This window comes from Mycobacterium sp. IS-1264, from assembly GCF_001954195.1.
Taxonomy (GTDB): Bacteria; Actinomycetota; Actinomycetes; order Mycobacteriales; family Mycobacteriaceae; genus Mycobacterium.
Map to the genome: position 1 here is coordinate 1 of NZ_MBES01000053.1, position 21,710 is coordinate 21,710.

Sequence of the window (21,710 nt, forward strand, 5' to 3'; positions counted from 1 at the left end):
AACCCCCCCCCGCGCGGCCGGCCCCCCCCCCACCCCCCGCCTGTTGGGGGGCGGGGGGGCCCGCGCCCCCCCTGGGGGCCGGCGCGGACGCCACACCTCCCGGCGCCAGAATCGGCAGCGCCAGACCCATGTCGCCGTAGGCCAGGGCCTCTGCCGCCAGCACGTTGGTGACGCTGGATCGGTGCGCGGCGATCCCCTCGAAGTCCTCGGGAATGTTGATCGCGGTGATGCCCAACTCGGCGGCCTTGGCGATCAGATCCGGCGGGTAGGTCGCGGCCTCGTCTGCGTCGTGCGCCGCGGGCCGCAGCACCTCTTCAGCGAAGTCCTCGAGGGTCTCGACGATCATCTTCTGCTCGTCGTCGGGCGTCAGGTCGTAGTAGTCCTTGCCGCTCGACTTGAGCCGGGTCGGTCCACCGCGAAGGTTCTGGACCCGCTTGAACTGCCGGGTGGTGGCGCCGGCGGTGGAGAAGATCGTCTTGGTGCCGTAGCGCAGGGCCCGGTTGAGCGGGTCGCGCAGATGGTATTTGTCCAGAAAATCCTGCCCGACGAGCGGGGTGAGCAGGGCCATGGCGATATCGATCCCGGTCCGCCGGTGCGGTTGCAGCCCGACGCCGGTCTTGCGGCCGCGCCGCCGGAAGCGTGAACGCGTGGATTGCGACGATTGAGTCTTCTTTGAACCGGTCATTTCGGCAGCCTCGGTCGTTGGGGCGATGCGGATGACGCTATCTTACTCCGGAGTAAGATGCGCGAGATGCCCTGTTAACTAATTCACACCGCGTGCTTCCGGATGCGAGCCGATGCGGGCCAGCACCTGGTCGTGCAGCAGCCCGTTGGTCGCGACGGCGCTGCCGCGGTGCGGACCCGCGCTGCCGTCCAAGCCGGTGAACGTTCCGCCCGCTTCCCGGACGAGGATGTCGAGGGGTGCCAGGTCCCACACCGACACCTCCGGCTCGGCGGCGATATCGATGGCCCCCTCGGCGAGCAGGCAATACGACCAGAAGTCGCCGAAGGCGCGCACCCTCCACACCGCGTCGGTCAGCTCGACGAAGCGTTCGCGTAGACCGCGTTGCGCCCATCCCGACAGGCTGGCGAACGACAAACTGGCCGAATTCAGCTGTGCCACAGAGGAAACCGAGATCTGCCGCGGCGGGGCTCCTTCGACAGCGACGAACGCTCCCCGGCCGCGGGCAGCCCACCACCGACGCTGCAGCGCGGGGGCGCTCACCACCCCGACCGAGGGCGCACCGTCCTCGAGCAACGCAATCAAACTGGCCCACACCGGCACTCCGCGCACGAAGTTCTTGGTGCCGTCGATCGGGTCGATGATCCATTGCCGCCCGGTGAACGATGTGGTGCCGCCGAACTCCTCGCCTACGACGCTGTCGTCCGGCCTTTCGCGCCCGAGCACCTCGCGCAGGTCGGCCTCGACCGCCCGATCGGCGTCGGTCACCGGAGTCAGATCCGGTTTGGTGTCGATGCGCAGGTCGAGTGCGCCGAACCGGGCACGAGTCAGCGTGTCCGCACGGTCGGCCAGCACGAGCGCCAGCGCCAGATCATCCCGGGCCATGCCAGCAGTCCTACCACGACTTTCAGAAAGGACTCCCGGAAAGCCCTAACCTGGATGCGTGTGGGAATTCGGGTTGCTGCTCCTACTCGTGGCCGTCCTGGCGGTCTTCCTTGCGCAACGGTTCATCCCGCGTGGCCCGCGCGGTGAGCTGGCGAGCGGCACGCTGCTGGTGACCGGCGTCAGCCCGCGGCCGGACGTGAGCGGTGAGCAATACGTCACGATTGCGGGGGTGATCAACGGGCCGACTCTCGATGAGTACTCCGTGTATCAACGCATGGCGGTCGATGTCGACGCGTGGCCGACGGTGGGCCAGCTGATGCCGGTGCTGTATTCCACCAAGAATCCCAATAATTGGAAGTTCGCGCCGCCGGAGCCTCCCGCGTAGCCGGCCGTCATCCAGCCGCCGGCGGGCGCGCCATCACCGTGACCCGGGCGCCGTACCGGGGGACTACCATCGCGGCCCGCGAGACTCTCGGCATCCCGGGTACGCCCGGCATGCCGGACCCCGTCCCCTGGGGCGCCGGTAATCCGTTGCTCGACAACGCCATTGCGGGGATGGTCATCGTCGGTGCCACAACAGCGTTACCCGACGGCGCGGCCCAGCTTGACGGCACGGACATCGACCCGATGGTGCCGGCCCGGGCCAGCGTCGCGGTGACGTTCCCCAGGCCGCCTCCGAGGCTCGAGGCGCCGCTGAGCGACGGCGCCACCTGAGCCGTTGTCGCCCCGACGACAGGCAAAATCCCCAAGTCCTTCTCGGCCCCGATAATCCCGGCAACGAATCCCCCGAAACTGGTGGGCGCTTTCAGCGCGGTGCCGGTCGCCATGATGGCGTCGAAGAGTGCGAAATCGGCGGGGGTGCCCGAAGCGGTGCTGGGTACCGTCGAAACCGCCTGTGCGGCTGGGATTGTGGACGCGGCGCCAGCGTTGGCTTGTGCGACCGCGGCATTTTGCGCGGCCATCCCGTCGGGGTTGGTGGCCCGCTTCGGAGACGAGAACGGCGTCAACCGCGTTGCCGCCACCGAGCTGGTTGCGTAGCCGGACATCGCAGTGACGTCCTGGGCCCAGTACTCGGCATACTCCGCCTCGGTGGCCGCGATCGCCGCGGTGTTCTGGCCGAAGAAGTTCGTCGCTATCAGCAGAGCCAGCCGAATCCTGTTGGCCGCGACCGCCACCGGAGGCACCGTCATCGCGAACGCCAGTTCGTAGGCCGCCGCGGCTGCCCGAGCCTGGATGGCGGTCTGCTCTGTCTGCTCTGCGGCCGCGTGCAACCACCCCAGATAGGGGGTGGCGGCTGCCGCCATTGCCTCCGAAGCCGGCCCGCGCCAGTGCAAGCTGGTCAGGGCCCAGAGCACCGATTCGCAGACCCCGGCCGCGATGCCCAACTCGGCCGAGAGCGATTCCCAGCTTTCCGCGGCAGCCAGCAGCGGGCCCGACCCCGGGCCGGCATACATCCGGGCGGAGTTGACCTCCGGTGGCAAGAAGGCGAAATCCATTGTGTCACATATCGATAGAGGGTGGCCGTGGTCAACCGTGCGCAGCGGCGGCGCCGGCGCGCGGAAACGCGCGACAGCGACAGCGGTTGGTCAGGCGACCGTCACCCGGCCGCCGGCGGGCGCGGCATCACCGTGAGCCGGACACCGTATCGGGGCGGAGCACCCACGCCGGCGCCCCGGGAGACGTTCCCCGCCGGCATCCCTGGGTAGCCCGGGTAACCCGACGCGACCGCCTCCTCGGTTCCCGGAATCGTGGTGAAGCCGGCGGGTTCCAACCGCGCGATCTGACCGGTCGACGGCGCCGCCCAGCTCGCCGGGACGGACATCGGCCCGATCGTCCCACCGCGGGCGAGCGTGGCCGTGACGTTGCCCAGCCCCGCACCACCGCCCAGTTGGGGCGACGCCGTCAGCGTTGGGGCGAGCGCGGCCGGAGCCGCCGCGACCTTGGGCAAAATGCCCAGGTTGTTCTCGGCCCCGATGACACCGGAGGCGAACGCTTCCATGTTGTACGGGGCCGTTAGCGCGAGATTCGTCGCCTGAATGGCATCGAGGATCCGGAATGCGGTCGAGTCGGACGCCGCCGCAGCGGGCGCGGCCGCGGCGGGCGCGGCCGCGGCGGCCGGCTGGACAGCGGCCCCAGAAACCGCCTGCGCGGCCGACCGGGTGGCGGTGGCGCTGGCGTTAGCCTGGTTGACCGCGGCGCCCTGAGCGGCCACCCCGGACTCGGTGGTGGCCCGGTTCGGGGAAAAGAACCGAGGCAACCCCGTCGTCGCCGCTGTCGAGGAGGCGGAGTACCCGGACATCGCGGCGGCGTCCTGAGCCCAGTAGTCGGCGTACTGCGCCTCGGTGGCCGCGATCGCCGCGGTGTTCTGGCCCAGCACGTTCGTCGCGATCAGCGAGGACAGTTGTGTCCGGTTGGCGGTGACCGCCGGTGGGGGGATCGTCATCGCGTAGGCCTGCTCATAAGCGGCCGCAGCCGTCCTGGTCTGCATGGCCGTCTGCTTTGTCTGTTCGGCGGTCGTTTGCAGCCAAGCTACGTAGCGGGCGGCCGTGGCCGCCATCGCCTCGGATGCGGTCCCGCGCCACTGCAAGTCCAGGCCGGAAAGCACCGACTCATAGGACTCGGCTGTGTTGCTCAACTCGGCGGACAGGGCGTCCCAGCTACCCGCGGCGGCCAACAGCGAGACGGCCCCGGGTCCGGCATACATCCGGGCCGAATTGACTTCCGGCGGCAAAAATGCGAAATCCATTGTGTCGCATCTCCTTCATGAATTGCTTTGCGGTGAGGTTCATAGGCGTCGACAACGCGACCACCGCCCCGGGGGCGGTGGTTTAGGGAAGTGGGTTGGCCGCTACGGTCGCGGCCGGCGTCGTCAAAAAAGAGTTGGCGGGGCGTTCGCACAGGGCATTTCTGCAGCCTTCAGCTATGTATCGTCTTGAGCCCGAGAGGCCAGTATCGCGTTTTGGGCCTGGTAACGGAGCAAGTCTGCGAAATTTCCGGCGACAGTTCCCTCGTCGCCCGAAAGGGACCAATGGCACTCGGTTGGTGACCATCGCCTCTGCGGGAACGGCATGCCCGGCCCATAACGTACGGGTTAGCAACGATGGTCACTCCCGCAAAGGAGACTCCGATGAGCGACATCTACCCAGCTCCGTCGGTCGTCGTCGGCATCGATGGATCAAGGGCGGCAACCCACGCCGCCCTGTGGGCCGTCGACGAGGCGGTCGCCCGGGACATCCCGCTGCGACTGGTGTACGTCGTCGATCCGCTGTGCACCCCCGCGGCCGGCTCACAGGACGACCCGCAAAGCGTCGCCCGCGCCGCGCTCTACGCCGCCTACCGGGCAGTCGACGCCACGGACAAACCGGTCAAGATCGAAACCGAGATCCTGTGGGGGCGGCCACTGGCCAAGCTGATGGCCGAGTCGAGGTCGGCGGCATTGGTCTGTGTCGGGTCGATCGGGCTCAACCACGCGCGCCGCATCGGCGGCACCGTCGCCGCGGCCTTGGCCGAATCGGCGTTGTGTCCGGTTGCGGTGGTGCACCGCTCGCCGGGCGGTCCGGCAAGCCCCGAGGTCAACGAGGTCGTCGTGCAGGTGGACAATGGTTCGGTGCTGAGACACGCGTTCGACGAGGCGAGGTTGCGCGGAGTTCCGCTGCGGGCACTGGCCGCACACGTCGCCGAGACCCCCGATGACGTCGGCGACGGAAACCGTTTAGCGCAAGCGCAACTGGATCGCCGGCTGGCCCGCTGGACGCCGCGCTACCCCGACGTGCCGGTCGAATCCACGGTCATCCGCGGAGGTGTCGGCGAATACCTCGGGGCCAACGCGGACACCGGGCAGCTCTTCGTCACCGATATGCACGCCGCCAATGACGTGTGCGGGGCGTACAACGTGGGATGCTCGATACTCACGGTGCGGTGCGGCAACTTGTAGGCAGCGGATGTCGGGAGTGGCGCCTTGGTAAAGGTCTTCTTGGTCGACGATCACGAAGTGGTGAGGCGCGGACTGATCGACCTGCTCGGGGCGGATCCCGACCTCGACGTCGTCGGTGAGGCGGGCTCGGTCGCGGAGGCGATGGCCAGGATTCCGGCCGCGAACCCGGATGTCGCGGTGCTCGACGTCCGGCTGCCCGACGGCAACGGCATCGAACTGTGCCGTGATCTGTTGTCGCGCATGCCAGAGCTGCGCTGCCTGATCCTGACGTCCTACACATCCGATGAGGCGATGCTGGACGCGATCCTGGCCGGCGCCAGTGGCTATGTCGTCAAGGACATCAAGGGGATGGAGCTGGCACGCGCCGTCAAAGAGGTCGGCGCCGGGCGATCGCTGCTCGACAATCGGGCCGCCGCGGCGCTGATGGCCAAGCTGCGCGGCGCCACCGAGAAGTCCGACCCGTTGTCGGGTCTCACCGACCAGGAACGCACACTGCTCAGCCTGCTCAGCGAAGGCCTAACCAACAAGCAGATCGCCGACCGGATGTTTCTGGCCGAAAAGACAGTGAAGAACTACGTGTCTCGGCTGTTGGCCAAGCTTGGCATGGAGCGGCGAACCCAAGCCGCGGTGTTCGCAACGGAACTGAAGCGCTCGCGGCCGCCCGGTGATGAATAGCGACACCCCAGACGCCGGCATCGGCCCGCTGCGTCAAACACTTTCCCAACTGCGGCTGCGCGAGCTGCTGGTCGAGGTGCAGGATCGCGTCGAGCAGATCGTCGAGGGCCGCGACCGCCTCGACGGGCTATTAGAGGCGATGCTCGTGGTCACGTCCGGGTTGGATCTGGATGCCACCCTGCGCACCATCGTGCACTCGGCCACCAAGCTCGTCGACGCCCGATACGGCGCGCTGGAGGTGCACGACCGGGACAACCGCCTGGTGCGCTTCGTCCACGAGGGCATCGACGAGGAAACCGTGCGGCGCATCGGCCACCTACCCGAAGGCCTGGGTGTCATCGGCCTGCTGATCGACGAACCCAAACCGCTACGCCTAGACGACCTTTCGCAACATCCCGCCTCGATCGGGTTTCCGGCGCACCACCCACCGATGCGGACTTTTCTCGGGGTGCCGGTCCTGGTGCGCGACCAATCGTTCGGCACGCTCTACCTCACCGACAAGACCAACGGGCAGCCGTTCAGCGATGACGACGAGGTGTTGGTCCAGGCGCTGGCCGCGGCGGCGGGCATCGCCGTCGCGAACGCCCGGCTCTATCAGGAGGCCCAGCAGCGGCAGTCGTGGATCGAAGCCACCCGTGACATAGCCACCGAATTGCTGTCCGGCACCGAACCCGCGACGGTGTTCCGGCTGGTCGCCGAGGAAGCACTCAAACTCACCGCCGCTGAAGCGGCGCTGGTCGCCGTTCCCGTCGACGACAACGCGGCGAGTACCGACGAGCTGCTGGTGGTCGAAACAGTGGGCAGCGCAGCGGCTTCCACCGCCGGCCGAACGGTCGCCATCGCGGGCACGGCGATCGGGGACGCCTTCGCCACGGGCACCCCGCGACGGGTCGACGGACTCGACCTCGACGGTGCGCACGACCTGGGCCCGGCGCTGATACTGCCGTTGCGGGCCACCGATACGGTCGCGGGAGTCGTTGTCGTGGTACGCCAACGCGGCGCATTCACCGACGAACAGCTCGAGATGATGGCCGCATTCGCCGATCAGGCCGCGCTGGCCTGGCAGCTTGCCACCTCCCAGCGCCGGATGCGCGAGCTCGACGTGCTGACCGACCGCGACCGCATCGCGCGCGACCTGCACGACCATGTGATACAGCGGCTCTTCGCCGTCGGTCTGGCGCTGCAGGGCACCGTGCCGCGGGCACGCGATTCTGAAGTGCAGCAACGGCTTTCGGAAGCCGTCGACGACCTGCAGGCCGTCATCCAGGATATCCGGACGACCATCTTCGACCTGCATGGTGCCGCGCAGGGCATCACTCGGCTGCGGCAGCGGATCGACGAAGCGGTCACCCAATTCGCCGGCTCGGGGCTGCGCACGACGGTCCAATTCGTCGGGCCGCTGTCTGTGGTCGACGGTGCACTGGCCGATCACGCCGAGGCGGTGGTCCGCGAAGCGGTCAGCAATGCCGTTCGGCACGCGGACGCCACCACGCTGACGGTCCGGGTCAGCGTCGAAGACGACTTGTGCATCGAGGTCAGCGATAACGGGCGGGGGATGCCCGACGAGTTCACCGGCAGCGGCCTGACGAACCTGCGGCGTCGCGCCGAGCAGGCCGGCGGTCAGTTCACGATCGAAAGCGCCGGCACCGGCGGCACGGTGTTGCGGTGGTCAGCCCCGCTGCTCCAATAGGCCGGGCCACTCGACGACCCGGGACAGCCGGCGCCGCGGCGTCGGCGGCAACGGATCGGCGTTGACCGGGGCCCACCCCACCCGGAGCAGCATCTGCGGGTATCCGCTGGAGCCGAAGACATCGGCGCGCACGGCCTCGCGGGTTTCACGGATTTCCAGGGGTTCGCTGATCGGGCAGCACGCCAATCCCAGTGCCGTCGCCGTCAGCAACACGACGCTGGTGGCTTCCCCGGCGCGCAGCCGGGACAAGCGGTCGTCGCCCTCGGTGCCCAGCGCCACAATCGCGGCCCCGTCCTCGGCAGGCGGGGCGGCGGACGGGGCCAGACCCGGTCCCGCGAAGAGACGGCCCGGGATCGGGGAGGTTCGCTCCGACGGTGGTGTGTTCCTGGCCGGGACCCCGGCCACCGAACCGTACCGTCCGCTCCACATGGTGAGTTCGCGAAGGTAGTCGCGATTGGTCGCGTGATCCCAGACCGCTTGGGCGACAATCTTGTTCATCCGTTCCAGGGCGTCTACCTGCCGCAGCATTACCCCGCATCGCGCGGCACGGGCGGCCATCAACGCGATGTCGCCCCCCGATACCGGCCACGACCCGTAGGCCCGCCGATCGGTTCGGCGCCGCGGGATGGCGGCCGCCAGCGCGATGTCGGCATGGTCCGGGGTGTGCCGCGCGACGTCGATGGTCGCCAGGTGGGTGGGGTCGTCGGGATCGGGAAAGCGATGAACCCGCGCTTGCCAGCCCATGGCGGCCAGCGCCGCAACGCAGTGATGCAACGCGGTTCCGCAGCTGAGCATCAACTCCCGCCCGTCGGGGTCGGTGTTGCGCAGCTGCATGTCGGGCTCGGAGTACAGATCCACGCTCGCCGCGCCCACGCGCCACCGCCACGGTTGCGTGTTGTGAATGGAGGGCGCCCGGGTGGCCAGGGTGAGGACCGCCTCAACGGTGTCGGTGTCTGGGAAAAGGGCGTTCATGTCTGCCTCTCCGGTCCGACAAACCTTGCTGTCGAGAAGTGTGGTCATGCTTTCCAGGATCGCGCGACGACGCCGTCGCCAGCAGAGCAGGAAGCCACCGGCATCGGGGGACCTTTGGCCCTGAACACTTTGATCGCGCGGTGACCGTCAGGAAGGACCCGCGGCGGGGTCTGGCTCTGGTCCGAACCTGAAGTGGCGGCCGGTGATTTCGGACGGGGTCACGCGGACGTAGTGAACCTTGGGTATCGCGGTCCACGGCAGGAGCTGGGCCCGCTCGGCTTCCTCGATCTCGGCGTCGGTGCGTAGCACCTTGGCGCGGCCACGGACGATCACGCTCCAGCCTTCGGCGACGTTGTGGTCGTCGGCCTCGAACAGCACGACGCTGTTGGCTACGGCGGAAAACAGTTTGGTGCCCTCGGAAGTCCGAAACAGCACGGTCCGGCCCTGCGCGACGAAGTTGACCGGGAAGATCTCCGGCTCACCGGCAAAGCTGGTTACCAACCTGCCCAGCGCGACGCCGCCCAACCGGCGCCAACTCTCGTCCTCCGACAGGATGGTGACTGGCTCATCGGTCATGGTTCCAACCTTTCCCTGCACATCACCACCATTTCAAGCCGCCGCGTGGTTCCTCGCGAAACTCGAGGACGTCGTCCAACGGCCGCCGCGGTGTCGGTGCGGGAAGCGCCTCCAGGGGCGGCGCGATCCCGGCGCGGACCAGCACCTGCGGTTCGCCGTGGCCGACCAGGTTGCGGACGACGTCGCGGCTCTCCTCCGATTCGATCAGATGAGTCAACGTGCAGGTCGCCATCCCGGCCACGGTGCATTCCAGTAGGACGGTCGACAGCGCTTCGCCGCACTCCAACACCTCGGCCCGCGTGTCCTCAGCCGTCGACAGCACAAGGATTTTCGACCAGTCCGCGCCGATCTCCGGGCGCCGATCCTGGTGGCTTCGAACCGGGAAGTCGCGGGCCACGTCGACTCGGTGGCGCTCGACGTCCGATGCCAGCGCGCTCGGCGGCACGCCCTCCGCCAACGCGAATGGCGAAGTCCACCACTGCAGCTCGAGCTGATACGACGAATCCTCGCGCCGGAGCGATTCGCTGAGCTGCGTGGCCTCCGCCAGGAGCGGGCGCTGATTATCGGTCAGGATGTCAAGCGTCGCAACGCTTTCGCTCAACACGCTTCGCAGCTCGGGTTCGAACGCATCCCAGTAGGTGGGCATGCCGAAGGCGAGCCGATCGGTCCGACGTTGCAGGATCGCCCGCGCGCGCTGTCGCTGCGACTCGGTGATGTGATCCGTGAGGCTGAATTCGATCGAGGCCAAGTGTGAGGGATCGGTCGGGTCGGGCAGCCGAGTAATGCTCGGCAGCCAACCGGCCGCGGTAATGGCCACGCGAAAGTGGTCGAGTGCGGCGCCGCAACTCAAGATCGCTTCCCGGCCGGATCGGTCGGCGGCGGGCACCGTCCGGTGCCGGTCGACGAACAGATGGACGACATCGCCTCGCGCCACCCACCGCCAGGGCTGGCTGTTGTGAACGGAAGGAGCGCGGCAGGCCAGCAGGACCGCCGTCTTGAGCGCCTCGACTTCCACACCGCAGACGCTATGGCGAGCGGGCGCGGGCCCCTAGGGGCCTTCGTCCCTTATCAACCCGCAGAAGGCACTTGTCTGGCATCCTGAGGGCATGGCACGCGGAGAAATCGATCCGATCCGGGCAAAGAGCGCTCTGGCGGTGATCAGGCAGAACCCCGGAATAGCGCTCTTCGCGGTCTCACCGGCACTCGTGGCGCTGGCCGTCGTCTGGTGGCTCGCCGGCGCCGGCTGGGCCATCGCCGCCGCCATCCTGCTGCTGATCGCTGGAACCGCCGTCGTCGTCTTGAAACGCTGACGCCGCCAGCATGCGTTCGTGGTGGGGCTGGGGCACCGTCGAGGACGCGCTTTCGGAGCACGAGACACGCGAGCTGGTCGCACGCGTGGCGACGCTGCTTCCCGGGCACGACCTGACCGATCACCCGCCGCCGGACCCCCATGCCCTCGGTCTGGCGCAGCCGCGGGTGGCCCCGCCGTCGTCGCTGGCAGACCTGTGCTCCGTTGACGCCGTCGATCGGGCGGCCCACGCGCACGGCAAGGCTTTCCGCGACGTCGTGCGCAACCTGCACGGCCGCCTCGACCACGTTCCCGACCTTGTCGTGCGACCCCGCCACGAACAGGACGTGATCGACGTCCTGGATTGGGCTGCACCCCAAGGGATTGCGGTGATCCCCTACGGCGGCGGCAGCTCGGTGGTCGGCGGTGTCGAACCGCGCTTCGACGGTCCGGCCGTCACGGTGGATACCACCGCCATGGGCGCGGTGCTCGAGCTCGACCGGACCAGTCGGTCCGCCCGCATCCAGGCCGGCGCTCTGGGGCCGGAGCTCGAAAACCAGTTGCGCCCATACGATTTGACGCTGCGCCACTATCCGCAGTCGTTCGGGTTTTCCAGCCTGGGGGGCTGGCTGGCCACCCGCGCCGGCGGGCACTTCGCCACGCTCTACACCCACATCGACGACCTGACCGAATCGTTGCGGGTCGTCACCCCGGCCGGGGTGAGCGAGTCGCGGCGGCTCCCGGGGTCCGGTGCGGGGCCGTCCCCGGATCGGCTGTTCCTCGGCTCCGAGGGCACGCTCGGCGTCATCACGGAGGCGTGGATGCGGCTGCAAAACCGGCCGAAGTGGCAGGTCACCGCGTCGTTGGCGTTCGACGACTGGGCGGACGCGCTCGCCGCGACCCGGACGATCGCGCAGGCCGGCCTGTACCCGTCGAATTGCCGGTTGCTGGACCCGGCCGAGGCATTCCTGAACGCCGGAGCCGCGGTCGGGGGAGGGATGCTGGTACTGGCTTTCGAATCCGCCGATCACCCGGTCGACGCGTGGCTCGGCCGCGCCGTGGCGATCGCCGCCGAACACGGCGGCGTTCTGACCGCGCGACGCGACCGCGAAAACACAAGCGATGCAAGCAAATCGGACGCTTCCGGGAATTGGCGTTCGGCCTTTCTACGCATGCCGTACCAGCGCGATGCGCTGGCCCGCCGCAGTGTCATCGCCGAGACGTTCGAGACGGCGTGCACCTGGGACGCATTCGAGGCCCTGCACGACGCGGTGATGAGGGCGGCGCGCGCATCAATCGAACGGATCTGCGGGACCGGCGTGGTGACCTGCCGGTTCACCCACGTCTACCCCGACGGCCCGGCGCCTTATTACGGCATCTATGCCGGCGGACGGTGGGAATCCCTGGACGCGCAATGGGACGAGATCAAGGCCGCCGTGTCGGAGGCGATCATCGCCGCCGGCGGCACCATCACTCACCACCACGCCGTCGGTCGCGATCACCGCCCGTGGTACGACATGCAGCGCCCCGACCCGTTCGCGGCGGCGCTGCGCGCGGCGAAGTCCGCGCTGGACCCGGCCGGGGTTCTCAACCCCGGGGTGCTGGTCGACGCGTGATCAGCCGTGGCTGACGCGCAGGAGCTCGGCCAGGCTCGGCAGCTTGACCCGCGGCCGCCCGTGGGGCTCACCGGCGGCCCGCTCGTGGCGATCGATGATCTCCCAGTGAGCGGAGGTGACCAGCTTCGGCTGCCGGGAGGCCAGCCACTCGGCCAACTTGTCGGCATGGTCCTCGCCGAAGTCGGCCAATTCGTCGGTCCCGCTCAGGTCGGCCAGCAGCGTGTCGACGGTGTCCTGGGAGTCCTTCTTATTGGTGCCGATCACACCCGTCGGCCCGCGCTTGATCCATCCGACGACGTACTCGTTGCGGCTGCCCTCGACCCGGCCGTTGGCGTGGGGGATGGTCGCGCTTTTGTCGTCGAAAGGCAGTCCCGGGGTTGGCACCCCGCGGTAACCCACCGACCGCACCACTAGCTGCACGGGCAGTTCCTCGCGCTCACCGGTGTCCTTGGCGGCCACCCGCCCGCTCTCGTCGGCGACCAATTCGTTGCGGCCCAGCACGATCCGCTCCACCTTGCCGTCACCCTTGATCTCGATCGGGGACGTCTTGAACCGGAACACCATGCGACGGTGTCCCGGGCGGGGTTCACGGCCCGCGTAGTCGCGCAGCACCTTGAGGTTTTGCTTGCAGACCTTGCCGACCGCGGCCGCGTCCTCGTCGGTGATGCCCTCCAGATCGGCGGGATCCACAATCACGTCGACACCTTCGAGGTCTGCCAACTCGCGTAGCTCGAGCGTCGTGAACGCGGTCTGCAGCGGACCGCGCCGGCCGACGATCACCACTTCCTCCACACCGCATGGGCGCAGCGATTCCAGCGCGTGATCGGCGATGTCGGTTCGCGCCAGCTCGCCCGGGTCGGTGACCAGGATGCGCGCGACGTCGAGTGCGACGTTGCCGTTGCCGATCACTACCGCGCGACTGCCCGACAGATCGGGCGATATCTGCTCGAAGTTGGGATGGGCGTTGTACCAGCCCACGAAATCGACGGCCGCGACACTCCCCGGCAAGTCCTCACCGGGAATGTTGAGCGAGCGGTCCGACTGCGCCCCGACGGCGTAGATCACGGCGTCGTAGCGCTCGGCGAGTTCGGGCGCCTCGAGGTGCTCGCCCACCACGACGTTGCCGAAGAAGCGGAAGCGGGGGTCCTCGGCGGTCTTCTCGAATTGTTTGCTGATCGACTTGATCTTCGGGTGATCGGGAGCGACACCGGAGCGCACCAACCCCCACGGCGTCGGCAGCATCTCGATCATGTCGACGGCCACGTCGATCTCGTCGGAGGTGTCGGCGGCTTTCAGCAACGATGCTGCGGCGAAGAACCCCGACGGTCCGGAGCCGACGATGGCGACATGGTATGGGCGCATACTCCAGCCTTCTGTTTAGTGCCCGGTCTGCGCGCAGAGGGGCTGTCGCGGCACAGTCGGGGGCTGCACATGATCGTGACTCGATGCTAAACGCATGACCGCTGGTCGTGACCTGAGCACTCGCCGAGCGCAAAGCCCCCGGTAACGTGGGCGGCTGTGGAACCCGACCGTCAAGCCGACATCGCCGCCCTTGACTCCGCCCTGACCACGGTGGAGCGGGTACTCGATGTCGACGGTCTGCGCGGCCGCATCGAGAAACTCGAGCACGAGGCGTCCGACCCCAACCTCTGGGACGACCAGGCCCGCGCGCAGCGCGTCACGAGTGAGTTATCCCACACGCAGGGCGAGCTACGCCGGATCGAGGAGTTGCGGCAGCGCCTGGACGACCTGCCGGTGCTTTACGAGCTGGCGGCCGAGGAGGGCGAAGGCGCCGCCGAAGCGTTGGCCGAGGCCGATGCCGAGCTGAATGCCCTGCGCGCCGACATCGAAGCCGCCGAGGTGCGCACCCTGCTCTCGGGTGAGTACGACGAGCGCGAGGCGCTGGTCACCATTCGTTCCGGCGCCGGCGGGGTGGATGCCGCCGACTGGGCCGAGATGCTGATGCGGATGTATATCCGGTGGGCCGAGCAACACAAGTATTCGGTCGAGGTGTTCGACACCTCCTACGCGGAGGAAGCGGGCATCAAAAGCGCGACGTTCGCCGTGCATGCGCCGTTCGCCTACGGCACGTTGTCCGTCGAACAGGGCACCCACCGACTGGTGCGAATCAGCCCGTTCGACAACCAAAGCCGGCGTCAGACATCCTTCGCCGAAGTCGAAGTGCTTCCGGTGGTCGAAACCACCGATCACATCGACATTCCGGAAGGCGATGTGCGAGTGGACGTTTACCGCTCCAGCGGGCCCGGCGGCCAGTCGGTGAACACCACTGACTCCGCGGTTCGCTTAACCCACATCCCAACGGGTATCGTCGTGACTTGTCAGAACGAGAAGTCGCAACTGCAGAACAAAGTTTCGGCAATGCGAGTGCTCCAAGCAAAGTTGTTGGAGCGCAAGCGATCAGAAGAGCGCGCCGAGCTGGACGCCTTGAAAGGCGAAGGCGGCAGTTCCTGGGGAAACCAGATGCGCTCCTACGTACTACACCCGTATCAGATGGTCAAGGATCTGCGAACCGAGTACGAGGTGGGCAATCCGGCGGCCGTTCTGGACGGAGACATCGACGGATTCCTGGAAGCGGGAATCCGGTGGCGCAACCGAAAAGATGACGACTAACACAACTGTTCTCGCTGCATCGATGGCGGATCGCTGGCACGGCTTTTGGCGCGGTGCGATCGGCGAATGGATCCTCGGCAGAGGCCTGCACATCATCATGCTGCTGATCGCGGCGGTGCTGGCGGCACGCTTCGTCAGCTGGATCGCACAGCAGGTGACCCGGCAACTCGACGTGGGCTTCACCGAAAGCGACGCGTTGGTGCGCTCGGAGGCAACCAAGCACCGCCAGGCCGTCGCGTCGGTGATCCAGTGGGTATCGATCGTGGTCATCGCGATCTGGGTCCTCGTTCAGGTTGCTGGTGTGCTGCAGTTCTCCGTGGGTGGGCTGATCGCGCCGGCCACGGTGCTGGGTGCGGCGCTGGGTTTCGGGGCTCAGCAAGTGGTCAGGGATCTGCTTGCCGGGTTTTTCATCATCGTCGAGAAGCAATACGGCTTCGGGGACCTGGTCACGCTCACCATCGTTTCCACGACGGAAGCCAGCGGCACCGTCGAGAACGTGACGCTGCGGGTGACACGGCTGCGCTCACCGGATGGCGAGGTGTTGACCATCCCCAACGGCCAGATCGTTAAGGCGACCAACCTCTCGAAGGACTGGGCACGCGCAGTGGTGGACATCCCGGTGTCGACCAGCGCCGACCTCAACCAGGTCAACGACGTCCTGCACCAGGAATGCGAGCGCGCTCTGGACAACCCGGTGTTGGGTGAGCTACTGCTGGACGCGCCCACCGTGATGGGCGTGGAGAGCATCCAAGTCGACACCGTCACCCTGCGCATGGTGGCCCGCACGCTGCCCGGGAAGCAGTTCGAGGTCGGCCGCCAGCTGCGTGTCCTCGTCATTCGAGCACTTGCCCGGGTCGGGATCGTGACTTCGGCCGATGCGAGGGTCGGCGTCGTTGACGACGCCGCGATCCCGGACGCCGAGGTCGCCGCGGCGCAGGACAGGACCGAGAATCGGGTGCATCAGCGGTGAAGCTGACCCTGAATATCTTCGAGAAGGGCGACGACGAGGTCCAGCAGCGCCGGCCCCTGAGCCATCTGTTCGGCGGTCGGGTTCGCACCTCCACCGTGGTGTTGATCGTGGCTTTCCTGGCGGTGTGGTGGGTCTACGACACCTACCGCCCGGAGCCGCCTCCCAAGCCGGCCGCGCCGCAGGTGGTGCCGCCCGGGTTCGTGCCCGACCCCAACTACACCTGGGTGCCGCGCAGCAGGGTGCAGCAGCCGACGCCCACTGTGACCGTCACGCCGACGCCGACCACGTCCACCCCGGCGCCCCCGCCACCGCCGCCGCCGGTCACCACGACGACGACGCCCCCGTTCGTGCTGCCGACGCCGCCGTGTTTGCTGCCGCCGCCCTTCTGCCCGCCGAGCGCGAGCCCGTCACCGGCGCCGCAGCAACCCCAGCCGGGGCCCGGTCCGGTGCCGACATCGGCGCCACCGGCCAGCTGATCGTCCGGGCCAGCGAAATTCACCGCTACACTGGCGTGCCGTGATGATCACCCTGGACCATGTCAGCAAGAAGTACAAAGCGTCGGCCCGCCCGGCGTTGGACGACATCAACGTCAAAATCGACAAGGGTGAATTCGTCTTCCTGATCGGCCCGTCGGGTTCGGGCAAATCGACGTTCATGCGGCTGCTGCTGGCCGAGGAGACGCCCAATACCGGCGACATCCGGGTCTCGAAGTTCCACGTCAACAAGATGCCGGGCCGGCACGTGCCGAAGCTGCGGCAGGTGCTCGGCTGCGTCTTCCAGGACTTCCGGCTGCTTCAGCAAAAGACGGTGTTCGAAAACGTCGCTTTCGCGCTGGAAGTCATCGGCAAACGCAGGGACGCGATCAATCGGGTGGTGCCCGAGGTGCTCGAGACGGTCGGCCTGTCCGGCAAGGCCAACCGGCTGCCGCACGAGTTGTCCGGCGGCGAGCAGCAACGGGTCGCGATTGCCCGCGCGTTCGTCAACCGGCCGCTGGTGCTGCTGGCCGACGAGCCCACCGGCAACCTCGACCCGGACACCAGCAAGGACATCATGGATTTGTTGGAGCGGATCAACCGCACCGGGACGACGGTGCTGATGGCGACGCACGACCACCACATCGTCGATTCGATGCGGCAGCGCGTCGTCGAGCTGTCGTTGGGCAGGCTGGTTCGCGACGAACAGCGCGGCATCTACGGAATGGATCGCTAAGTGCGCTTCGGTTTCCTGCTCAACGAGGTCCTGACCGGTCTTCGTCGCAATGTCACCATGACGGTCGCGATGATCCTGACGACGGCCATCTCGATCGGCCTGTTCGGCGGTGGCCTCTTGGTCGTCCTGCTGGCCGACCACTCGCGTGCCATCTACCTCGACCGCGTCGAAACGCAGGTCTTCCTCACCGAAGACGTCTCCGCCAACGACCCGGGCTGCGGAGCCAACCCGTGCAAGGCGCTGCGGGAGACGATCGAGAAGCGCCAGGACGTCAAGTCCGTGCGATTCCTCAATCGCCAGGACGCGTACGACGACGCCATCCGGAAATTCCCGCAGTACAAGGACGTTGCGGGAAAGGATTCCTTCCCAGCGTCGTTCATCGTCAAGCTGGAAAACCCCGAGCAGCACAAGGACTTTGACACCGCGATGCAGGGCCAGCCCGGCGTGCTCTCGGTGCTCAACCAGAAGGATCTGATCGACCGGCTGTTCGCTGTCCTGGACGGATTGAGCAACGCCGCCTTCGCCGTCGCCCTGGTGCAGGCCGTCGGCGCGATTCTGTTGATTGCCAACATGGTTCAGGTGGCGGCGTATACCCGGCGCACCGAGATCGGGATCATGCGACTGGTCGGGGCCAGCCGCTGGTATACCCAGCTGCCCTTCTTGGTGGAGGCGATGGTCGCCGCGGCCGTCGGTGTGGGCATCGCGATCCTCGGCTTGATCGTGGTGCGCGCGTTCTTCCTCGACAACGCGCTAAACCAGTTCTACCAAGCCAATTTGATCGCACGGGTCGACTACGCCGACATCCTTTACATCTCGCCGATTCTGTTTTTGCTCGGCGTGTCGATGGCCGGCCTGACCGCCTACGCGACGTTGCGGCTCTACGTGCGGCGGTAGTAGCTGTGGCCAATAACTCCGGCCGGGACAAGGCCGCGGGCGGCAAGCGTGGCAGCAAACAGATTGTGGCCACCAATCGCAAAGCGCGACACAACTATTCGATCATCGAACTTTTCGAGGCCGGAGTGGCTTTGCAGGGCACCGAGGTGAAGAGCCTTCGGGAGGGCCACGCGTCGCTGGCCGATGCGTTCGCAACCGTCGACGACGGCGAAGTGTGGTTGCGCAACTTGCACATTCCCGAGTACGAGCATGGTAGCTGGACCAACCATGACCCACGCCGCAATCGAAAGTTGTTGTTACATAGGCAACAAATCGACAGGCTGGTCGGCAAGATACGTGATGGTAACCTCGCCCTCGTGCCGGTGTCTCTGTATTTCTCCGAAGGAAAGGTCAAGGTCGAGCTCGCGCTTGCACGTGGCAAGCGAGCGTACGACAAGCGCCAGGATTTGGCCCGCCGCGACGCGCAACGCGAAGTGCATCGCGAGCTGGGCCGGCGAGCCAAGGGCATCAACTGATCGGGGCGGCTTACGCCCAGCTGTCGGCCGTTACCTACGGCGTCAGCGATTTCGTGGGCGGAGTAGCCGCTCGACGGGTAGCTGCGCTGCGAGTGATGCTCGTGGCCTACCCGATCGAGACAGTGTTGACCGCCGCGCTGGCCATCGCCGTGGGCGGACCAATCCAGACGGGCGCGGTCGTGTGGGGCTGTCTGTACGGCATCGGCATGGCGTTCGGCGTGTGGGCGTTGTTCGCCGCGCTGGCGGCCGGGCCGATCTCGGTGGTCTCGCCGCTGGCGGCCGTGCTCAATGCGGCAGTGCCCGTTGCGGTCGGTGTAGCCCTGGGGGAGCGGCCAGGCCAGGCGGCATCGCTGGGCGTCGTACTGGCCCTGGTCGCGGTGTTGCTGGTCAGCCGCGAAACCGCTGTCGACGGCATCACGCCGTATCGGTTCACCCCGAAGGTGGGCTGGCTCACGCTCCTCGCGGGATCCGCGATGGGGCTGAACCTGGTGTTCCTCCATCAGGCGCCCCAGGAGTCCAAGCTCTGGCCACTGTTGTTCGCCCGGGTGTCGGCCACCGCGGTGGTGTTCGCCATGGCTGCGATCAGCAAGAATCTGCGATTGCCGGGCGGGCAGCCGCTGAAGCTGGCCCTGGGTGTCGCCCTGCTGGACATCTGCGCCAACATCACGATGCTGCTCGCGCTGCACACCTGGCTGCTGTCGTTGGCCAGCATCCTGATCTCGCTGTACCCGGCGGCGACGGTCGTGCTGGCCATGGTGGTGCTGCGCGAGCGGCTGAGCCGCTGCCAGGGGGTCGGCATGGTGTTGGCCATGGGCTCGGTGGCGATGATCGCCGCAAGCTGAATCCCGGTCCGTGCTTCACCCCTTTACCATGATCCCGACAGCAGCGGACGTCGTGTCGGGAGATGGCATTAGGCGCGTTTGATACCGAGGACCCGGTGATCCGGGAGTTGTCCGACGCGGTGGAACGCAGCCCCGACGTCGTCGAGTTGCGGCTGCATCTGGCTGGCCTGCTAGCAGACAAGGGGCGCTATGCCGAGGCGCTGAACCATTGCAGTGCGGCGCTGACCCGCGATGCGGGCAATGCGACCGCGCTGAGCCTGTTGCAGCGGTGCAGCGCGGCGCTGGCGGGAGCACCCGCCGAGCCACCCGCTCCCAAAGACAGCTTCGATTGGCCCACCGCAGAAAAGGAAGTCGCGGACATTATCGAGCCGGCCTTTGTCGAGGCGCCTGCCGATGTCGTCGACGAGGGCGACTTCGACGTCCTGGAGCGCAGCCGGGTGCGGCTGGCCGACGTCGCGGGCATGGCCGACGTCAAGCAACAGATCGAACTTTCCCTGCTGGGCCCGATCCGCAACCCCGAGCTGATGAAGGCCTACAAGATCTCGGCGCGCGGAGGCCTGCTGCTCTACGGGCCACCGGGATGCGGCAAGACATATATCGCGAAGGCCATCTCGGGTGAGATGAGCGCGAACTTCTACCAGGTGGGCATCGCCGAGGTCCTGCACCATTGGTTCGGCGACTCCGAACGCAGCATCCACTCGATCTTCGAGACCGCCCGGCGCAACGCCCCCTGCGTGCTGTTCTTCGACGAGGTGGATGCGCTAGGACACCGGCGGTCCGGGTTGGCCGGCAGCTCCGGCCTGCGCACGGTAGTCAACACCATGCTGGAGGAAATGGACTCGGCCACTTCCACCAACGACGGCGTCTATGTGCTCGGCGCGACCAACGCCCCGTGGGACGTCGATCCCGCGCTGCGGCGGCCGGGACGATTTGACCGGATGGTTTTCGTCCCGCTGCCCGATGCCGAAGCCAGGGCCGGCATTGCCCGCTTTCACCTGAGAGACCGGCCGGTGGCGGGGATCGACCTTGCGTCGATCGCGAGCCGAACCGAGGGCTATTCCGGCGCCGACCTCGCCCACATCTGCGACAGCGCAACGCAATTGGCGATGGCCGATTCGATGCGTGCCGGACAGGTTCGCCCGGTGACCATGGCCGACGTCAACGCCGCCGCCGCGCAGATCCGGCCCAGCACGGGGCCGTGGTTCGACACCGCCCGCAACATCGTCGAATTCGCCAACAACGACGGCACCTACGACGAACTGGCGAAGTTCCTGCGGCGCAGGAAAATTCGGTAATGCCCGAGTCCGGCCTGGTCCGACCGGACCAAGTCGTTCACGTCACCGACGCGTACATCGACAGCAAGAACTACGAGCGAGCCCGCGACGTGCTGCGGCAAGCGTTGTCACAACACCCGAACGATCCGGTCCTGTTAGCGCGCTACGCCCGGGCGGAATACATGCTCGACAACTATCCCGGCGCAGCGTCGAGCGCCTACGCCGCCTTGTCGGTGGCCCCGCAGGACGAGATGGCCATGCGCATGTACGCGCTGTCGCTCGATGGCCTGGGCCGCGGGTACGAAGGATTGTGGATGGCGTGGCGGACCGTGCTCGCGCATCCGAACGAACCGACGGCGCACCGCCTTTACGCGCGACTCCTGCAGAAGTCGCGCCAATACTCCTCGGCGTTACTTGCAGTGGATGAGGCGCTCCGGCTTGACCCCACGAACGTCGACGGACTGGTGCTGCGCGGCTCCGTCCTGCACGATCTGCGCCGGATTCCGGAATCGGACGCGGCCTATCGGCAGGCGTTGGCCTTGGAACCGGACAACGCCGAGGCGCTCAACAACATGGCGGTCAATCGGGTGCAGCGCGGCAGGTTCGCGACCGCCCTGCTTGGGTTTCTGGGCGCGGCCGGCATCGACCCGGCGTACGGGGATCTCGCCCGCAGGAACATCGGGGTGGTCCTGCGCAGGGTGCTCAGGTTCGTGACGGTCGCGGCGACGATTCTCAGTGTCCTCGTCGCCGTGGCCGCCGGGTTGTACAGCGAAGGCCACTCGACGACGACGATCCGAGTGTTCGCCGGGCTGATCACCGGGGTGCTGATCGCCGTCCTGGGACGGTTGGGGCGGACCATCCCGCGTCAGGTGCTCGCATCCGTCCTGCGGCAGCAGTTCTTTGCCACGCTGCGACTCGTGCACGCGCTGCTGGCCGTCGTGACCGGCGCCTGGATTACCATCTTTCCGTGGCCCGCGGTGTTGATTGCCGTCGGTGGCATGCTGGCGATCTGCGGCCTCGTGCTTTTTCGGGTCGGCTCCTTTATTGGGAGGTAGTC

The 21,710-nt window shown here is 67.3% G+C and carries 23 protein-coding genes; 15 read left to right on the forward strand and 8 right to left on the reverse strand.

Features of this window, described 5'->3' with window-relative positions; translation table 11 throughout:
• Positions 1–685 (reverse strand): acyl-CoA dehydrogenase family protein (locus A5744_RS10420; protein WP_139331306.1); only part of this gene is annotated, 685 nt, incomplete at its 3' end.
• 78 nt (positions 686–763) lie between these two features.
• A complete protein-coding gene (gene hisN, locus A5744_RS10425; protein ID WP_076060702.1) occupies positions 764–1,567 on the reverse strand; it encodes a histidinol-phosphatase in 804 nt (267 codons plus the stop codon).
• A gap of 58 nt (positions 1,568–1,625) precedes the next feature.
• On the opposite strand from hisN, the gene A5744_RS10430 reads away from it, so the two are divergent.
• Positions 1,626–1,952 (forward strand): hypothetical protein, encoded by a 327-nt coding sequence (locus A5744_RS10430; RefSeq protein ID WP_076060704.1) that lies wholly within the window; start codon positions 1,626–1,628, stop codon positions 1,950–1,952.
• A gap of 7 nt (positions 1,953–1,959) precedes the next feature.
• On the opposite strand, the gene A5744_RS10435 is transcribed toward A5744_RS10430, so the two are convergent.
• Together A5744_RS10435 and A5744_RS10440 are read right to left on the reverse strand one after the other, a co-directional pair.
• Positions 1,960–3,063 carry a PPE family protein gene (locus tag A5744_RS10435; protein WP_076060706.1) on the reverse strand — a complete coding sequence of 368 codons (1,104 nt, stop codon included), beginning with the start codon at positions 3,061–3,063 and terminating at the stop codon, positions 1,960–1,962.
• A 101-nt stretch (positions 3,064–3,164) separates the two neighbouring features.
• A complete protein-coding gene (locus tag A5744_RS10440; protein WP_076060707.1) occupies positions 3,165–4,313 on the reverse strand; it encodes a PPE family protein in 1,149 nt (382 codons plus the stop codon).
• A 381-nt stretch (positions 4,314–4,694) separates the two neighbouring features.
• On the opposite strand from A5744_RS10440, the gene A5744_RS10445 reads away from it, so the two are divergent.
• The 3 genes from A5744_RS10445 to A5744_RS10455 are packed head-to-tail and all read left to right on the forward strand — an operon-like array spanning position 4,695 to position 7,866.
• A complete protein-coding gene (locus A5744_RS10445) occupies positions 4,695–5,501 on the forward strand; it encodes a universal stress protein (RefSeq protein ID WP_076060709.1) in 807 nt (268 codons plus the stop codon).
• 24 nt (positions 5,502–5,525) lie between these two features.
• Positions 5,526–6,176 carry a two-component system response regulator DevR gene (gene devR / locus A5744_RS10450; protein ID WP_076060711.1) on the forward strand — a complete coding sequence of 217 codons (651 nt, stop codon included), beginning with the start codon at positions 5,526–5,528 and terminating at the stop codon, positions 6,174–6,176.
• Entirely contained in the window at positions 6,169–7,866 is a 1,698-nt protein-coding gene (locus A5744_RS10455; protein ID WP_076060713.1) for a GAF domain-containing sensor histidine kinase, read from the forward strand. The genes devR and A5744_RS10455 overlap by 8 nt, the downstream gene beginning before the upstream one ends.
• Here A5744_RS10455 and A5744_RS10460 read toward each other — a convergent pair.
• The 3 genes from A5744_RS10460 to A5744_RS10470 form a co-directional block, all read right to left on the reverse strand.
• Positions 7,846–8,838: a nitroreductase family protein gene (locus tag A5744_RS10460; RefSeq protein ID WP_076060715.1), complete on the reverse strand. Its 993-nt coding sequence runs from the start codon at positions 8,836–8,838 to the stop codon at positions 7,846–7,848. The two genes, A5744_RS10455 and A5744_RS10460, sit on opposite strands and share 21 nt — an antisense overlap.
• A 147-nt stretch (positions 8,839–8,985) precedes the next feature.
• Positions 8,986–9,414: a pyridoxamine 5'-phosphate oxidase family protein gene (locus A5744_RS10465; protein ID WP_076060822.1), complete on the reverse strand. Its 429-nt coding sequence runs from the start codon at positions 9,412–9,414 to the stop codon at positions 8,986–8,988.
• Positions 9,415–9,436: 22 nt separating this feature from the next.
• Positions 9,437–10,429: an NAD(P)H nitroreductase gene (locus A5744_RS10470; RefSeq protein ID WP_076060717.1), complete on the reverse strand. Its 993-nt coding sequence runs from the start codon at positions 10,427–10,429 to the stop codon at positions 9,437–9,439.
• Between the two features lie 91 nt (positions 10,430–10,520).
• Between A5744_RS10470 and A5744_RS10475 the strand changes: the two genes are divergently transcribed.
• Together A5744_RS10475 and A5744_RS10480 are read left to right on the forward strand one after the other, a co-directional pair.
• Complete coding sequence (locus tag A5744_RS10475) at positions 10,521–10,724, forward strand: hypothetical protein (protein ID WP_076060718.1); 204 nt, start codon at positions 10,521–10,523, stop codon at positions 10,722–10,724.
• Positions 10,725–10,734: 10 nt separating this feature from the next.
• On the forward strand, positions 10,735–12,318 hold the full coding sequence (locus A5744_RS10480) for an FAD-binding oxidoreductase (protein WP_076060720.1): 1,584 nt from the start codon (positions 10,735–10,737) through the stop codon (positions 12,316–12,318).
• Here the strand turns inward: A5744_RS10480 and A5744_RS10485 are convergent, their stop codons facing one another.
• Positions 12,319–13,680 (reverse strand): FAD-dependent oxidoreductase, encoded by a 1,362-nt coding sequence (locus A5744_RS10485; protein WP_076060722.1) that lies wholly within the window; start codon positions 13,678–13,680, stop codon positions 12,319–12,321.
• Positions 13,681–13,836: 156 nt separating this feature from the next.
• Here A5744_RS10485 and prfB point away from each other — a divergent pair, with 156 nt between their 5' ends.
• From prfB to A5744_RS10530, 9 genes are all read left to right on the forward strand, one after another.
• Positions 13,837–14,949 carry a peptide chain release factor 2 gene (gene prfB / locus A5744_RS10490; RefSeq protein WP_076060724.1) on the forward strand — a complete coding sequence of 371 codons (1,113 nt, stop codon included), beginning with the start codon at positions 13,837–13,839 and terminating at the stop codon, positions 14,947–14,949.
• Positions 14,939–15,919, forward strand: a complete 981-nt coding sequence (locus tag A5744_RS10495) for a mechanosensitive ion channel family protein (protein WP_139329537.1) — start codon at positions 14,939–14,941, stop codon at positions 15,917–15,919. Before prfB ends, A5744_RS10495 begins: the two co-directional genes overlap by 11 nt.
• A complete protein-coding gene (locus A5744_RS10500) occupies positions 15,916–16,395 on the forward strand; it encodes a hypothetical protein (protein ID WP_076060728.1) in 480 nt (159 codons plus the stop codon). Before A5744_RS10495 ends, A5744_RS10500 begins: the two co-directional genes overlap by 4 nt.
• 43 nt (positions 16,396–16,438) lie before the next feature.
• The gene (gene ftsE, locus A5744_RS10505; protein WP_076060730.1) at positions 16,439–17,128 is read left to right on the forward strand and encodes a cell division ATP-binding protein FtsE; all 690 of its coding nucleotides are present in this window, start codon (positions 16,439–16,441) and stop codon (positions 17,126–17,128) included.
• Positions 17,129–18,022, forward strand: a complete 894-nt coding sequence (ftsX, locus tag A5744_RS10510) for a permease-like cell division protein FtsX (RefSeq protein ID WP_076060732.1) — start codon at positions 17,129–17,131, stop codon at positions 18,020–18,022.
• 5 nt (positions 18,023–18,027) lie between these two features.
• The gene (gene smpB, locus A5744_RS10515; RefSeq protein WP_076060733.1) at positions 18,028–18,537 is read left to right on the forward strand and encodes an SsrA-binding protein SmpB; all 510 of its coding nucleotides are present in this window, start codon (positions 18,028–18,030) and stop codon (positions 18,535–18,537) included.
• A gap of 92 nt (positions 18,538–18,629) precedes the next feature.
• Positions 18,630–19,379, forward strand: coding sequence for an EamA family transporter (locus tag A5744_RS10520; protein WP_170874465.1), 750 nt, complete (start codon positions 18,630–18,632; stop codon positions 19,377–19,379).
• A gap of 62 nt (positions 19,380–19,441) precedes the next feature.
• Entirely contained in the window at positions 19,442–20,674 is a 1,233-nt protein-coding gene (locus A5744_RS10525) for an AAA family ATPase (protein ID WP_076060736.1), read from the forward strand.
• On the forward strand, positions 20,674–21,708 hold the full coding sequence (locus A5744_RS10530; protein WP_076060738.1) for a tetratricopeptide repeat protein: 1,035 nt from the start codon (positions 20,674–20,676) through the stop codon (positions 21,706–21,708). The genes A5744_RS10525 and A5744_RS10530 overlap by 1 nt, the downstream gene beginning before the upstream one ends.
• Positions 21,709–21,710: the final 2 nt, after the last annotated feature.